16 protein-coding genes are annotated in these 15,636 nt (G+C 41.2%); 9 read left to right on the top strand and 7 right to left on the bottom strand.

Annotated features, from left to right (window positions below; all coding sequences use genetic code 11):
• Window positions 1–252 precede the first annotated feature (252 nt).
• The 6 genes from P2W73_RS19710 (at window position 253) to treF (ending at window position 6,041) form a co-directional block, all read left to right on the top strand.
• The gene (locus P2W73_RS19710) at window positions 253–819 is read left to right on the top strand and encodes a carboxymuconolactone decarboxylase family protein (RefSeq protein ID WP_276503816.1); all 567 of its coding nucleotides are present in this window, start codon (window positions 253–255) and stop codon (window positions 817–819) included.
• Entirely contained in the window at window positions 816–2,072 is a 1,257-nt protein-coding gene (locus P2W73_RS19705) for an MFS transporter (protein WP_276503815.1), read from the top strand. The genes P2W73_RS19710 and P2W73_RS19705 overlap by 4 nt, the downstream gene beginning before the upstream one ends.
• Window positions 2,073–2,084: 12 nt before the next feature.
• The gene (locus P2W73_RS19700; protein ID WP_276503814.1) at window positions 2,085–2,633 is read left to right on the top strand and encodes a carboxymuconolactone decarboxylase family protein; all 549 of its coding nucleotides are present in this window, start codon (window positions 2,085–2,087) and stop codon (window positions 2,631–2,633) included.
• Between the two features lie 3 nt (window positions 2,634–2,636).
• Window positions 2,637–3,188 carry a carboxymuconolactone decarboxylase family protein gene (locus tag P2W73_RS19695; RefSeq protein WP_276503813.1) on the top strand — a complete coding sequence of 184 codons (552 nt, stop codon included), beginning with the start codon at window positions 2,637–2,639 and terminating at the stop codon, window positions 3,186–3,188.
• A 16-nt stretch (window positions 3,189–3,204) separates the two neighbouring features.
• Window positions 3,205–4,347, top strand: a complete 1,143-nt coding sequence (locus P2W73_RS19690) for a DUF3179 domain-containing (seleno)protein (protein WP_276503812.1) — start codon at window positions 3,205–3,207, stop codon at window positions 4,345–4,347.
• 89 nt (window positions 4,348–4,436) lie between these two features.
• Window positions 4,437–6,041 (top strand): alpha,alpha-trehalase TreF, encoded by a 1,605-nt coding sequence (treF, locus tag P2W73_RS19685; RefSeq protein WP_276503811.1) that lies wholly within the window; start codon window positions 4,437–4,439, stop codon window positions 6,039–6,041.
• 3 nt (window positions 6,042–6,044) lie between these two features.
• Here treF and P2W73_RS19680 read toward each other — a convergent pair whose 3' ends face one another.
• The 5 genes from P2W73_RS19680 to P2W73_RS19660 form a co-directional block, all read right to left on the bottom strand.
• Window positions 6,045–7,997 (bottom strand): alpha-amylase family protein, encoded by a 1,953-nt coding sequence (locus tag P2W73_RS19680; protein WP_276503810.1) that lies wholly within the window; start codon window positions 7,995–7,997, stop codon window positions 6,045–6,047.
• A complete protein-coding gene (locus P2W73_RS19675) occupies window positions 7,997–8,950 on the bottom strand; it encodes a carbohydrate kinase family protein (protein ID WP_276503809.1) in 954 nt (317 codons plus the stop codon). Before P2W73_RS19675 ends, P2W73_RS19680 begins: the two co-directional genes overlap by 1 nt.
• Window positions 8,951–8,968: 18 nt before the next feature.
• Window positions 8,969–10,714, bottom strand: coding sequence for a glycoside hydrolase family 13 protein (locus tag P2W73_RS19670; protein WP_276503808.1), 1,746 nt, complete (start codon window positions 10,712–10,714; stop codon window positions 8,969–8,971).
• A gap of 23 nt (window positions 10,715–10,737) precedes the next feature.
• Complete coding sequence (locus tag P2W73_RS19665) at window positions 10,738–12,084, bottom strand: MFS transporter (protein ID WP_276503807.1); 1,347 nt, start codon at window positions 12,082–12,084, stop codon at window positions 10,738–10,740.
• A 108-nt stretch (window positions 12,085–12,192) separates the two neighbouring features.
• Entirely contained in the window at window positions 12,193–12,795 is a 603-nt protein-coding gene (locus P2W73_RS19660) for a hydrolase (RefSeq protein WP_276503806.1), read from the bottom strand.
• Between the two features lie 132 nt (window positions 12,796–12,927).
• On the opposite strand from P2W73_RS19660, the gene P2W73_RS19655 reads away from it, so the two are divergent.
• Window positions 12,928–13,632 (top strand): hypothetical protein, encoded by a 705-nt coding sequence (locus P2W73_RS19655; RefSeq protein WP_276503805.1) that lies wholly within the window; start codon window positions 12,928–12,930, stop codon window positions 13,630–13,632.
• Here P2W73_RS19655 and P2W73_RS19650 read toward each other — a convergent pair whose 3' ends face one another.
• Window positions 13,633–14,004, bottom strand: coding sequence for a helix-turn-helix domain-containing protein (locus tag P2W73_RS19650; RefSeq protein ID WP_276503804.1), 372 nt, complete (start codon window positions 14,002–14,004; stop codon window positions 13,633–13,635).
• A 13-nt stretch (window positions 14,005–14,017) separates the two neighbouring features.
• Window positions 14,018–14,311 carry a type II toxin-antitoxin system HigB family toxin gene (locus tag P2W73_RS19645; RefSeq protein ID WP_276503803.1) on the bottom strand — a complete coding sequence of 98 codons (294 nt, stop codon included), beginning with the start codon at window positions 14,309–14,311 and terminating at the stop codon, window positions 14,018–14,020.
• 353 nt (window positions 14,312–14,664) lie between these two features.
• Between P2W73_RS19645 and rplM the strand changes: the two genes are divergently transcribed.
• Complete coding sequence (gene rplM, locus P2W73_RS19640; protein ID WP_276503802.1) at window positions 14,665–15,108, top strand: 50S ribosomal protein L13; 444 nt, start codon at window positions 14,665–14,667, stop codon at window positions 15,106–15,108.
• Window positions 15,109–15,240: 132 nt separating this feature from the next.
• Window positions 15,241–15,630 carry a 30S ribosomal protein S9 gene (rpsI, locus tag P2W73_RS19635; protein WP_276503801.1) on the top strand — a complete coding sequence of 130 codons (390 nt, stop codon included), beginning with the start codon at window positions 15,241–15,243 and terminating at the stop codon, window positions 15,628–15,630.
• Window positions 15,631–15,636 lie beyond the last annotated feature (6 nt).

The following is a 15,636-nucleotide window of genomic DNA, read 5'->3' as shown; positions in this document are numbered from 1 at the left end:
GATCTTGCTTAAAATTTATTAAAGGAGTTAGTTAGCATTATATAAGCATTCAACGGCGTTGTAATTCTTTACGGACGCCTTTCTTTTCTTTTGTAGCAGGTAATGATTTTATTGTAAAAAATTTGTGTGGATCAGCCCGTTTTCAATCCGTTTAAAAATTAACCGCTGCATTGTCCATAACTGCAAGAAATATAAGCTTACTCAATAGGACGTACCGTTTTGTATTTCTTTAAAAATCATTAAACTTCTTATATGCCTCATATCGAAGTCGAAAAACATTTACCCGGTATTACAGGTTTGCTGGAGTACCGCAAAGACTCTGCAGCGCCAATCCGTGCATTGACTCAATACTTGCTTCGCGGGCCTTCTACGCTTACCGAGGGAGAAAGAGAACTGATAGCCACTGTTGTCTCATATAAGAATGAATGTAAATTCTGCACTACCGCCCATACTGCTGCTGCCGATCTTTTATTGGGCGAAAAGGAAACTTCAGAAAAAGTAAAACAGGATGTCAACACTGCACCCATAAGCAGCAAAATGAAAGCCCTGCTGACCATTGCTGCGCAAGTGCAGGAAAGCGGCAAGAGTGTCACGGAAGAATCCATTGCAAAAGCAAAACAAGAGGGCGCAACGGGTATAGAAATTCATGACACGGTATTAATTGCTGCTTTGTTTTGTTTGTACAATCGTTATGTTGACGGGCTGGCAACAGCGTTGCCGGATAGCTCAGCCTATTTTGATACGCTGGCCGAACGGTTAGTTAACCATGGGTATACCCGCCTGCCACAGGGTTATGATCATTTAAAAAAGCAATCATGAATATTTCCGGGCAAGATGAAAAAATAACAAACTATCATTGGGTTTTATTTTTTATTTGCTTTCTTGGTACAGCTTTCGCGGGAGTTGTGTCAACGTTAATGTCTGTCTATCTCCCTGTTGTGGTAAGGGAATTGCTTGGCAACCGAAGTACAGATGAAATAAATAATACCGGAGCCTGGATCAACAGTATTTATTTATTTGGCGCTGCCTTCGGAGGAATTATTTCCGGAATAATATGCGATAAAGCCGGCAGAAAAACGGCGGTTATTTTTTCAATTACATGTTATGGAGCATTTGCTGCTATTACTTCATTTATGCCAAATTGGTGGGCTGTAATGATCTGCCGGTTCTTCAGCGGCTTTGGACTTGGAGCAATATTAGTTTCTTCTACTACTTTAATAAATGAAGAATGGCCTGCAAAAACAAAACCAATTTTTATCGGAATACTATCTATCGCTATACCCGTTGGAATTTTTTCTGCCGGTTTGATTGATTATTTCGTTTCATCCTGGAGGCAGGCATTTCTTGTGGGTATTATTCCGCTTTGCATTGCAATACTTTCTATCCGGCTTTTAAAAGAATCTGCTAAATGGAAAAACCGTGACGTTAAACTTAAACCTGTAAAAATAGTTACCGGCATCTTTTCTAAACAATATAGCAGCAACCTTATTACAGGTACTTTTATATTCGGAACCATGTTAATCGGCTTATGGGCTATTTTTCTATGGATACCTACATGGATTCAAGGATTGATCGCTGAAGGAGTTGGCCAAAAAGAAAGAGGATTAAGTATGATGATGCTGGGCATGGGCGGATTGACGGGCGGATTTTTTTCTGGTTGGTTAATGAGGGCAATTGGTATTCGCAGATCGCTTCTGCTTTGTTTTTCAGTTTGTTCCCTGCTTTCTTTTTTGTTGTTTAAAACAAATGTTGCTTTTTCCCTGATCATCTATCCTGAAATCGTAATTCTGGCTTTGTTCTTTGGCGCAAGCCAGGGTGTCTTATCAGTATTTATTCCTGATTTATTTCCTGTTGCTGTTCGTGGTACTGCCACAGGCCTTTGTTTTAATATTGGCCGGCTTTTTACGGCTACTGCTGTGCTATTTGTGGGTATTCTGGTTAACACATTGGGTGGCTATGGTAATTCTCTTTTTATTTTTTCGCTTGTTTTTTTGCTGGGGCTGGGTATTACTGTTTTTCAAAAAGAAAAGGGAATACCTGTTAAAGCCCGCCAGTCATCTGCTGCGGAATAAAAATATTTTGGTATGGCACATATTGACGTTGACGAAAATATAGCGGGTATTAGAAGTCTTGCATTATTCAGGCCTGAGACTGGCCAACATCTTTATGAATTAGCACAGGTATTATTAAGAGGCGAATCGCCCTTGACCTGGGCTGAAAGAGAATTGATCGCAACTTATGTTTCATATAAAAACAATTGCATGTTTTGTATGAACAGTCATGCTGCCGCTGCCCGCTGTTTATATGGTGATGAAAAAGATATCGTGGATGATGTGTTAAAAGACATGCAGCATTCGCAGATAAGCGATAAGATGAAAGCCTTACTAAATATTGCCGGTAAAGTGCAGATATTGGGTAAGGAAGTGAATGAAGAAGATATAGCCGAAGCAAGAAAGCATGGCGCTGATGACCGGGCAATACATGACACGGTATTGATTGCAGCCACCTTTTGCATGTTCAACCGCTATGTTGACGGGTTAGCAGCATTTACACCAACAGATCCGGCGGCATATGAGGAAATGGGAAAAAGGATGACAACCCTGGGATATGTTTTACCTCAAAAAATACAATAAACTATGGCGCATATTGATTTAAAAAATGATCTTCCGGGTATCCGCGGCCCCATGGCCTACAGCCCTGAAACAGCGAAGCCATTAAATGAATTAGCGGAAGTTTTATTGCGGGATGACAATAACTCCTTAAGCCGTGGCGAACGAGAATTGATCGGAGCCTATGTTTCATCGCTCAACGATTGTTTCTTTTGTCAAAATGTACATGGTGCACTTGCGCAACATTATATGCAATGTGATATGCAGGTTATAGATGATATTAAAAGGGACTTTCGTTCCTCGCCTTTATCTGAAAAAATGAAAGCATTATTATCTATTGCAGGAAGTGTGCAAAAGAGTGGAAAACATGTTGCGATTGCTCAAATAAACGATGCAAAAAAAGCAGGGGTAACCGACCGGGAAATCCATGATACTGTTTTAATAGCAGCCGCCTTTTGCATGTTCAATCGTTATGTTGACGGTCTTGCAACATGGGCGCCTGCTGACAGGCAGGTTTATATTGACAGGGCGCCGCGGAGAGCAGAGGAAGGATATATAGATTTTGATCTTTATAAGTAAGTAAAAAAATATACCAATGAAAAAACTTTTTTGGCTGGGCTGGATAGGACTGCTACTTTTCGAAATAGCCAATGTCTATTTCATCATGCCTATGCCGGGCAGCCAGCGAATGAATAGTATTGACGCTGCATATTTTTTATATAAATGGCGCTGGGCAATTCGTGGCTTATTCGGGTTAATGATAATCGCCGGGCTTTTAAAAGCTAAATGGCATAAGAAGTGGAAGTGGGCATTGATACTTCCGCTGCTTGTTCTTGCGGCTGTTATTTATATGGCCAATTTTAATATGGCGGCCGACTCCATGTTTAGACAACCCAAACAATTTGTATTATCCGGCGCCGGTGACAATAAAGTGGATTCTAATCGCCTTGTGATCGGTGTTGCTATCAATGGCGAAGCAAAAGCCTATCCAATCCGGTTTTTAGGTTATCATCATCATGTGCAGGATATTGTTGGCGGCAAACCGATACTGGTTACTTATTGTACAGTCTGCAGAACGGGTCGTGTCTTTGAGCCAATCATTAATGGCAAAAAAGAAACATTCAGACTGGTAGGGATGGATCACTTTAATGCGATGCTTGAAGATGCAACTACCAAAAGCTGGTGGCAACAAGCCACTGGTAAATCAGTAGCCGGAAAATTAAAAGGGCAGCAATTGCCTGAAGTATTGAGTACACAAACATCATTGATCAAATGGCTGGAACTGCACCCTGATTCGAAAGTGATGCAAGCCGATTCGGCGTTTATTGCTTCTTACGATACCACATTGAAATATGAAAGCGGCAAAAGTAAAAGTAAGCTGACAGGAACGGATAGTTTGTCCTGGAAAGACAAATCATGGGTGATAGGCGTGAAGTCAGGTGATGGCAGAAAGGCTTATGACTGGAACCGGTTGAAGAAAGAAAGAATTATTCATGACAATATAAATAGTGCTTCGCTGGCAGTTGTACTTGCATCGGATGATCAAAGTTTTTTTGTGTTTGAACTGCCGGCGCCTGATGTTAAGCTTTTGCTGGTAAATGACACTCTTCTGTTAAACAATAAACATTTCAGAATAGACGGCAAAGGGATAGACACTGCTTATTCTCTGAAACAATTGCAGGCTTACCAGGAGTTCTGGCATAGCTGGCGCACCTTCAACCCGGCTACAAAAAAATAGTAACTATTCCGTTCCCATGCGGCTCAGCAAGCTGATACTGCAAAGTGCCAGCTTGTTTTCTTTTGTATCTTTAAGCAACAACTTATTATATGAAAAAGAACCTGGCTGCCATCCTTATGTTGGTAATTTCTTCACCAATGTTCTCGCAAAAAGTTCAAACACCCGACCAAATCTATGGTCAACTTTTTAGAGATGTACAAATGGCGAGAATATTTCCTGACGGAAAAACTTTCGTGGATTGTGTGCCAAAAAAGAATCCAAAAGAAATAGTGAAAGAATACCTGGCTGCTAAAAACAATCCTGCTTTGCGCTTCAGCTTAAAATTATTTGTAGAAGGCAACTTTGATTTACCAAAAACTCCGCAGCTTAATTATGTGACCAAAGAAAAAGATGTGGTCATGCATATCAAAAACTTGTGGGGCGTTTTGAAAAGAGATGCCGATATTTCCTCCTCCACCGGGGGAGGTCAGGAGGGGGCCGGAAGTTCTTTATTACCGCTACCCAATCCCTACATTGTCCCTGGCGGACGATTCAGGGAAATTTATTACTGGGATTCTTATTTTACCATGCTGGGTCTGAAAGAGAGCGGAGAACACGAGATGATTGAGAACATGATCAAAAACTTTGCGTATCTCATCGAAACATACGGTCATATTCCCAATGGAAACAGGAGCTATTATATTGGCCGGTCACAGCCGCCATTTTTTGCAGCGATGGTACAGTTGCTGGCTTCTATCAAGGGCGATGATGTTTTTACCGTTTATTTACCAGCCCTGGAAAAAGAATATGCTTACTGGATGGATGGCGCTGCCAAAGTAAAATTGGGTCAGCCTTATAGAAGAGTTGTCAGACTAAAAGAGGGCACTATACTTAATCGCTATTGGGATGATAGTAATGTGCCCCGGCAGGAGAGTTATAGGGAAGATATAGAAACCGCTGCCAAATCGGGAAGAAATAAAATAGAAATGTATAAGCACCTGCGTGCAGGTGCGGAAAGTGGAATTGATTTTAGCAATCGTTGGTTTGCTGATGGTAAAAATATTACCAGCATTCAAACCACCAACTATATTGCTGTTGATCTGAATTCGCTTTTGTATAACCTCGAACTGGTTATCGCTAAGGGCAAATTGTTAAAAGGTGATCAGCAGGGCTCTGAAGAATTCAGGAAAAAAGCTTCGACGCGGCAGGCAGCAATTGATAAATATTGCTGGAATAAAAATCTTAACTATTATACCGACTATAATTTTAAAACACAACGGATCGTCAACAATGTTTCATTAGCCGGTATGTATCCCTTTTGTTTTTTTGAAGATAAGCCTGATTATTTAAGCCTGTTGGCGAAAAGGGCTGCTGAAATGATCAGGACAAAATTGTTGAAAGATGGTGGCGTGGTGACAGTTGAAAAAAATACCAACCAGCAATGGGACGCACCCAATGGTTGGGCGCCGTTGCAATGGATGACTATTTGGGGGCTCGATCGTTGTGGTCAGAAGGAATTGGCTGCAGATATTGCCAAGCGTTGGGTAAAATTGAATAATGATGTTTTTCTCCGCACAGGTAAAATGATGGAAAAATACAATGTGGTTGACACGCATCTTGAAGCAGGTGGTGGCGAGTATCCCGGCCAGGATGGTTTTGGCTGGACAAATGGTGTCTTATTGGCCCTGATAAAAAAATACGGGTTGACCTTATAACAATTATTTTTCCAACGGTTCCAACAGCAGGAAATCGTAAGGACCAATCACCAGGTACTCGTCATTTCCTCCAATAGTCAATTTTCGTTCTTTCCAGTGATCATACAATTTCAATGCCCTTAATGAGTGTTCTTTAAAAGCATACCAGGTCAAAAAAGATTCATTCGGGCTGAAATTGAAAATGCCAAAAAATTTACTTTCTCCAAAGACACGCATATAGCCGGCTACATGAATATTGTGCGGAGTAAGCCAGGTGAGATTGCTATGGTCGGCGATCAACGGTATTTTTTTTCGGATAGCCAATAGTTTTTGTGTACCGGAAAAAATCCGACTTTCAACCGTGCCTGTCTCATTAATTTTTTTATTCTTCTCCCAGTCAATAGTTGGCCGGTGCATCCAGCGGTTATCATAACTTTTACCAGCATCTTGTAAATAACTATAATCGTTTGTGTAGCCCAGTTCATCACCGTAGAATAGCATCGGTACACCACCCAGGAAAAAACTATGCGCCTGCATCAGCAAGATTTTTTTGATGGAAATATTTATGGCATGCGCATCCTTGTTATCTAATGCTTTTTCCAACCCACATAAAGAAGCGAGTGATCCGCTTATTCGTGCATCACCTGTTTTGGGATTACTTGAAAACAATGCGCCTTTTGCAGGTGAGCCGGGATGAAAGCCTGAGTAATAATCTTTCAAAAATCTTCGGTGTTCAAATGGATCAAAGCCTGCCTGTCTTATCATATAATCTTCGTAGCCCAAACCAATGTCATCATGACACCGGGTATAGTTTATCCAGGATGTGCCGAATGGTTTTTTCAACAGTTCATGCTGCGCTGCCAACATGATCCTGGTATCACCTGTGGCCAGCATATCCCATTGTAAAGCCATATGTGTTGCGTTGTAAGCAAAGTCGCATTCCCGTGCCTTAAAATCACCGGTGCCAAAATAGGGCATGATATCTTTTGGGGCGACAATCGCTTCGCCCAATAAAGCCATGCCCGGTGTAGCCACCTGTACACATTGTTTGATCAACCGGAGAATAGTATGAGCCTGTGGAAGATTTTGACAGGTGGTGCCTAATTGTTTCCAGATAAAGGCCGGTGCATCTATTCTTAAGACATCAACACCGAGATTAGCATAGAAAAATATAATGCCCAGCATCTCTACCAACACCTGCGGATTATTGTAATTCAGGTCCCATTGATAGTGATGAAATACTGTCATCACCCATTTATGGCAATCACGAACATAAGTGAAGTTGCCGGGAGAGCTTTCCGGAAAAATCTCCGGCATTGTCTGATCATACTGGTCGGGCAGGCTACGATCATTATAAAAATGATAATAGTCCTGGAAATGCTGATCTCCCTGTTTCGCTTTTTTTGCCCATTCATGATGATGTGAGGTATGATTCAACACAATATCGAGCATCAGGTACATATTTCGTTCCTGCATGACTTGTTGTAATTGCTGCAAATCTTCCAGGTCACCAAATCTTTTATCTACTTTACGAAAATCAGATACAGCATAGCCGCCATCACTTTCATTTTTAGGACTTTGAAATAATGGCATCAAATGCAGAAAGTTTACGCCCAGTGTTTCCAGGTAATCCAGTTTGTTTTGAAGATTCTGCAGGTTTCCGCAAAACCGGTCGACATACAAACTCATTCCGTTTATTTCATTGCTTAAAAACCAGTGTTCTTCTTTTGTTTTTTTGTTATCTCGTTCAATTAAGGTTTTTGATCTTTCGGTATGTGCCTTGATTATTACTTTGATCAATTCATGAAAAAACTGTTCAGCCTTGGGATGGTGTTCATACAATTGCATGTACAACCCAAAGATCGTACTGGTGTTAACGATAAACCGGGTATAAAATAAATTATCAGCGCCACTAATATCCAGACCGGCCTCCTGTATGGATTGATTGACATGTTGGTGAAGCCCGTAATTGTACATTAGTTGAAAATTTTTGTGCTTAAATGTTTAAACGCTTCCATGGCGCCCATATATTCACAGGTTCTGGCTCCGGCCTTATTGGCATTTAAGATGATTGTCCGCCAATCTTCAATGTTGAGGCTTTTTATTTGTGCCACAGATCGGGAACTCAGCTGATAAAGCACCGTCCCAACAAATGCATCACCTGCACCGGTGGTATCAACGGGGTTCACCGGTATGCTGGGAATGATAATGGTTTCGCCCTGTATGCCAAGCATAGTGCCTTCTTTACCCAGTGTAATGGCAAAGACGGCCGAAGTTTTTTGTAGTAATGTATCCACTGCATCTGTTAAGGTTGCCCGCCCGGTTATCAGCATGGCTTCGTCATCACTTACTTTGAAGAAATGACAACTATTTAAAAAATTCCAGGATTGATCAATGAATGTTTGTGTATTGTTTTGAAAGAGTAAATGACGGTAGTTGGGGTCAAAGCTGATAAAAACTTCATGCTGCAGGCATTGTTGCAGCAATCCCTGGTAAGCGGCTTGCAATGGCCCGGGCAAAAATCCGGTTGCTGATCCAAAATGAACGATGGAGAATTCATTGAGATTGACCTGGTCAATATCTTTTACACTCAATTGGCCATCCGCGCCGCGGTTAAAATAAAAATCACGTTCCCCGTTTTCCATCAGTGATACAAAAGCAAACGTGGTGAAATGATCAGGATCCTGCAATATCCACTTCGTACTTACTTTAAACTCCTCCATCACGTCGATCAGGTGGCGGCCGAAAGGATCGGTACCAACTTTTGCCAATAATTCCACTTCGCCGCCCAATGCAGCAATTGCAGCAGCTACATTAGTAGGAGCACCGCCTGCTTTTTTTAAGAAATTATTTCCGTCAGCTAAGGAGCTTCCTTTATCTGTGCAGATCATATCGATCAATGCTTCGCCTATACATAATATTTTTTTCATGTGTTTCTTTCTAAAAAATTATGGCAATTCGTATATAATGACTTCATAGGGTTGAAGGTTCCCATGGACTGACGGTGTTTTGTAATTACACAGCAAAATTTTTGCATTATCCAGGTCCATATCCGTCCTGGCTACTGCTGCCGTGCTTCTGAAATTTAAAAGTACTAACACTTTCTTGTCGTCTAATTCCCGGGTATAGGCATATACATCCGGATTGTTTTTATCCAGCAAGGTATATTTTCCATACACCAACACCGGGTTTTCTTTGCGTAATTGAGTAAGCTTTCTGAAATAATTCAGACAACTTGCGGAGTCTTTTTCCTGTTCGGCGACATTAATGGAGCTATAATTCGGGTTGACCTTAATCCAGGGTGTGCCGGTAGTAAATCCGGCATTTGCACTGCTATCCCAGTGAAAAGGTGTGCGGCCATTGTCCCTGCTGCTGTTTTGAACGGTTTCCATAAAAAGGTTCATGTCTCCACCGATATCCTTTTGATGCTGGTACTCATTTAGGGTAGGCATATCCTTATAATCACTAATAGAGGTAAAGCCGGCATTGGTCATTCCCAATTCATCGCCGTTGTAACAATACACGGTGCCACGCATGGTCATAAGAAATGTATTCAGCATTTTGGATGAAGCTTCCCGGAACAATGGCTTATCATTTCCAAAACGGCTCACCATCCTGGCCTGGTCATGATTGGCCAAAAAAATAGAGAGCCAGCCTTTATCCGCAAAAGCACTATCCCATCGGCTGAACACTTCTTTTAATTTTAAAACGCTATAGCCTTTTGCATTACCGATATCCACTGCTTCAAAGGCATAGGCCATATTCAATTCTTTCCGGTCTGCATCAACAAGGGCATGCGCATCCTCAAAAGAATTGCCGGCTCCCTCAGCTACACTCATTACATCATACTTGCTAAGCACTTCCCGATTCATTTCCTTCAGGTAGTCATGCAGGTGAGGCCCCATTGCATAATACTTGATGAAATTTTTCTCAAAGCCCTGGGGATATACAGGAAAGCTGGTGTCTTTTGATACAAACTGGAAGGCGTCGAGCCGGAAACCATCAATACCCTTATCGGCCCAAAACTTCATTATGTCATATACTTCCTGCCGGAGCCTGGGGTTTTCCCAGTTTAGATCAGGCTGCTTCCTCGAAAAATAATGCAGATAATAAGCATCAGTCAGTGAATCATACATCCATGCATCGTGGTTAACATCAAATAAACTGTATCGATAGGGTGGTTTGCCACGTTCCGCATTCCACCAGTGATAGTAATTTCGGTAAGGGCTTGTTCTCGAGCTGCGGCTTTGCTTAACCCATTCATGTTCATCACTGCTGTGATTTACTACCAGGTCCATAACTATTTTTATGCCTCTGTCATGGAGACCTTTTAATAAGTTGTCAAAATCTGCCATCGTTCCAAAATCCTGCATGATGTTTCGATAGTCGCTTACATCATAGCCATTATCATCATTCGGTGAAGTGTAAATGGGGTTCAACCATATCGCATTTACACCAAGACTTTTAATATAATCCAATTTGGAAAGGATGCCTTTCAAATCTCCAATGCCATCGCCATCGCTATCTTTAAAACTGCGGGGATATATTTGATATACGATGGCCTCCTTCCACCATTTTTTTTCCAGGGCTTCCGTGGTCGCTGGTTGAGGTTGTTTTTTTTCTTTTGATTTGCAGGAGGAGAGTATGCCGGTTGAAGCCACAGCGATCAGCAAGAGGATAAATAGTCTTTTCATCGACTGAGGTTTTAGGTGATGCATTAGTGAATCATGCCGTGCACAATTTCATCGACTGTTCCTTCAACTCTTTTACTGGTTTTTACAAAAAACACCGATACCGAAGCCAATATCAAAAGAATACCTGCCAGAATAATCGCATTGACAGGATTATTTCCCAACCATGATTTATAATAAAGCGGTATGGTAAATGTCTCCAGTAACATGGGTATTACAATAAACATGTTGAATATGCCCATGTACACACCTGTTCGTTCGGGAGGAATGCTTCCTGCCAACATGATATAAGGATTCCCCATCATGCTGGCCCATGAAAGACCCATGCCAATCATTGGCAAAAACAATAGATTTCTATCCTGGAGATAAGGAATAGTCAACAGGCCAACACCTGCTAAAAACAAACAGATCATATGAATGTATTTCGGGCCATATTTTTTGGCAAGCGATGCGAGCCCAAAAGCCGAAAGAAAAGCGACGCCATTATAAAAGGCGCCCAAAGGTCCAACCCATAATTCGGCTTTTCTGAAAAGCGGACTGGCAGGATCGACTGTATCATATAATGACTTTGACAAGCATTTAGCGATATACTGCCAATAGATGAACATGGCGTACCAGCTAAAGAGCATCATTGGCCCCATCAGCTTCATGGTCAATGGCATTTCTTTAAATGCCATATAAATCTCTTTAAAAGTGCCACCGATACCGGAGGGTGATTGGCGGATTTTTTCTTTTTCCTGTTCTGTCAGTGGAATTTCTTTGGTTGTTCTTAATGTCCATAAAATAGAACCGATAGAAACAACTGAACCAATAATGAAAGCGATAACTGTAGTAGTAGGCAGTCGTCCTATTTTACCATCTTCAGCAATCGTTAATAAATTGATCAGTAAAAAAGGCGTCAGGTAAGATAGCGTTTGTCCTAAGCCGGTAAAAGCACTTTGCGTTAAAAATCCAATGGAATGCTGGCTCTTATCCAGCTTATCACTGACAAAAGCCCGGTAAGGCTCTTGTGTAATATTGTTTGCGGCGTCCAATATCCAAAGGATGCTTGCAGCCATCCACACCGTGCTGCTGAAAGGCATAAAAAATAAAGCCAGGCTGCAAAACACAGCACCCACTAAAAAATAGGGAGTACGCCGGCCATAGCGGGTAATCGTTTTATCACTCATGGCGCCGATGATCGGTTGTACGATCAGTCCTGTCATGGGACCTGCCAACCATAGCAAAGGCAACTTGCTTTCTTCTGCTCCCAGGTAAGAATAAATTGGGCTCATGTTAGCCTGCTGCAAACCAAAACTGTATTGCAAGCCAAAAAAACCAAAGTTCATATTGATGATTTGCCAAAAGGATAGCAGTGGCTTTTTGGACAGCATAAGCAATCGGTTTGTGGAGCTAGCAGATATTTCTTGAAAAGTAGCCCGGAATCCTTATTGAAAATACAGCAAATCCTTGTTTTTACCTGCAATCGTTTGCAGTCAAGCCTATTTTATTTCCTTTTGATGCCGGATGATAAAATCGATCAATTCCTCGAGTGAAATATTGATGCGGGATAAGGCATCGCTTATATCATCGCGGTTCACCTGTGCGGCAAATGAGGGTGTTTTTAGTTTTTTTAAAATGCTTTTCACTTCCATGCCCTCGTACAGGTTTGGTCTTATCAATGCCGCGGCGTGAATAAAACCTGATAATTCATCAATGGCATAGATCATTTTGTCCATTTTGCTTACTGGCTCTACGCCAAAATAAGATGGTCCATGTGAAGCAATACAATGAATGACGTCAGGATCAATATTTCTGCGCTCCAATTCTTCGATGATAATGCGGCAATGGTCATCAGGATATTTTTCCCAGTCCGCATCATGCAGTAAACCGGCCAGTTCCCATTTCAAAGCGGTGGCAGCATCGGCATTTTCTTTTTCAATGGCCCAGGCTTTCATCACTGCCGCCACCTGCTTCATATGAAGACGCAATCGTTCATTGGGCACCCATTCTTCCAGTAGCTGATGCGCTTCTTCCAGGGTAAGGAGGTTGCCGGCATTTTTTGGATCGCCAAAAACAGAACGGCCGAGCAGGTGAGTTGCCATATGAGTATTTAAAGTATAAATATAAAAGGCTTGCTCCAATTACTCATAAAAGTAAAAGGTTTAAGAACAGTCTAGCCAGTACCTTTGACTGCGATTCAAACGCTGTAAAGCGAGAGCAATAATTTTAATTTCATGGACGAAACAGTATATAAAGGAACGATTTCATTTATTCATCACGATAAGCAATACGTTACTATCGACTATGTAGCTAATGGAAAAAAGAAATCGATAAATGGTAAAATAGATGAGATAACAGCTAAAGGCAATAAAAGAAAACATGTTTTTCGGGTGGGTGATGAGGTAAATTTCCAGGTTAAGCTGTCCGACCGGGGGGATAAGATGGTAGCCTATAACCTGAAGTTTCTTTATAACACAGCCCTTGAAAAATTGATCAACAAGTCCGCCGTTGAAAATCGCTTTGCCGGGTATTTCAAAGTAGTGGATGGTGAGATGTATGTGAAAGAAAGGGAAAGCTATATTTTTTTTCCGCTTAAGTTGTCCAAATGGGAGAAATCTCCGGTGGAGTCCGCCGTTAATGAGACCATCAATTTTAAATTAATAAATATCGATAAACCGAATATTGCAGCCGAACTCTTCTCTCATAGTTTTATCCCTGAATACCGAAAGGCAGAGGAACATTTTAAAAACAAAAAGGAAATAGAAGCAACGGTAGTTAAGGTTTCTTCTTATGGCATTTATCTCAACCTGTTTGGAGATAAAATACAGGCAAAAATTCAGCAAACCGAAAAAAGTTCTGAAGAGTATAAACCCGGCGATAAAATAAAAGTGGTCATTACTTATATGAGTGCCGGCCGCATCGTTGTAGAGAAACTATAATTATGACTGCAGTTTATATTCTTTCGTCAACGCATCGGCAGGAATGCGAAGCATTTTACTGAAGATGCGGATCATATTCAATGAAAGAGGCTGCTTATAATTTAGAACTTTACTGATCGTTCCCTTATCACCATATTCTTTGGCAAGGTCTGAAGCGGTATAGCCAAAGTCTTCCATGCGAATCTTGATCATTTCAATGGGGTCAACTTCGGACAGGCTAAAATGTTTCTTTTCATACTCGCTAATCAGAATAGCCAGGAGCCGCATTTCTTTAAAATGGGGTGATCCCTTTTCGGCATCATATATTTCTTCAAAGCGGTGTGAGGCTTCTTTATATTCTTGTTCTGTTTCTATTGGTAACCACTGTTTCATATAAATCACTTTATCAAATTGTTTCAGGGTCGATCCTGTCATATTCATTATGTGTGCCAATGAAGCGAATAACAACCGTTTCAGCATCATAGTTTATAAAAACAATCAGGCGATACGTGTTATGATTTATTTCAAAGCGGGCCCGGTTATTCTTTATCATTTTCGCATTTGGAAAATCATTTAAAACATCTTGTTTGTTTTTCCATAATTCGTTTTCGGTTACATTCTGCCACGTTGCGAGACTTTTGCGGGCATCAGCATGTCTTTTTGCGAATTCGCTTAGACGCTCTAAATTGACAATTCTCATAGATTGCTATTTTTAAATTAGAATCCACAGCCTGTACATTTAGTAGTGTCTTTACAATTTGTGTAATGGATGTATAAATAATATAACCCAATTAAGTAACGTAAAAATATAAATAGGTTGGCAGTTTGCCAACTTTCTTTAATTATGATTCCAATTAGTCAAAATTTTTACTGTAAATCAATCTATTGCAAAGGTGCATTTTAAAATACCTTTACCTTTTCTTGGAAAATTGCATTGTCCAGGCCTATCTTCGCACCCCCAAAAAATAGCATTAGCTAGGGGTGCTGCCGGGGGATGGCCCGGTGGTAATTTTAAAACCTGCTGTGATTTGATCACAGTGCAAAGATTCAAGAATGAGCAAATTACATTTCACTACCAAGCATGCGAATGCGGCTACCGTACAACGTAACTGGTATGTTGTAGACGGTACTAATCAAACCGTAGGACGTATGTGTGCAAAGATTGCCGCTATCCTTCGCGGTAAAAACAAAGCTTCTTACACTCCCCATGTTGACACAGGTGACTATATCATCGTGATCAACTGCGAGAAAGTTGTACTAACCGGTAACAAGCTGGATCAGAAAGTATATGACACTTTCAGTGGTTATCCCGGTGGTCGTAAAGAAGAAGTAGCAAGAAACCTCATCAACCGCAGACCAGAGGTGGTGATTGAAAGAGCGGTAAAAGGAATGCTTCCTAAAAACAGGTTGGGTCGCCAGATGTACAAAAAACTGTTTGTATATGCCGGTGCTGAACATCCACATGTTGCACAACAACCTAAAGAGCTGAAGTTTTAAGGCCCCCTCTAACTCCCCCGAAAGGGGAGGATAAGAAAGGTCTTCGATAAATGAAAATTTTTCAAAATAACAGGTTCTTCGGAAATCTCTCCGCCGCGGCGGAAGATTTAGAGGGGCTTCAAAAACAAATAAATGGAAAAGCAAACAACAGGTGTTGGACGTCGTAAAGAAGCAGTGACAAGGGTATTTGTTACCAAAGGAAATGGTACGATCACTGTAAACGACAAAGATTACAAACAATATTTTTCACTGGTGTATTTGCAAAACCAGGTGGAGCGTCCTTTTAAAACCATCGATGCCGTTGGCAAGTTTGATGTAAAGATCAATGCTGATGGTGGTGGTGTGAAAGGCCAGGCTGAAGCAGCAATGCTGGGTATTTCCCGTGTGTTGGTTGAACTGAACCCCGATTTTCGTCCTGCTTTAAAGGCTGCTGGCTTGTTGAAACGTGACCCACGTTCTGTTGAGCGTAAGAAATTTGGTCATAAAAAAGCGAGAAGAAGCTACCAGTTCAGCAAACGTTAAACCCCT

The organism is Terrimonas pollutisoli, assembly GCF_029360765.1.
GTDB lineage: Bacteria > Bacteroidota > Bacteroidia > Chitinophagales > Chitinophagaceae > Terrimonas_B > Terrimonas_B pollutisoli.
This window is presented reverse-complemented; position numbering and strand designations above follow the sequence as displayed.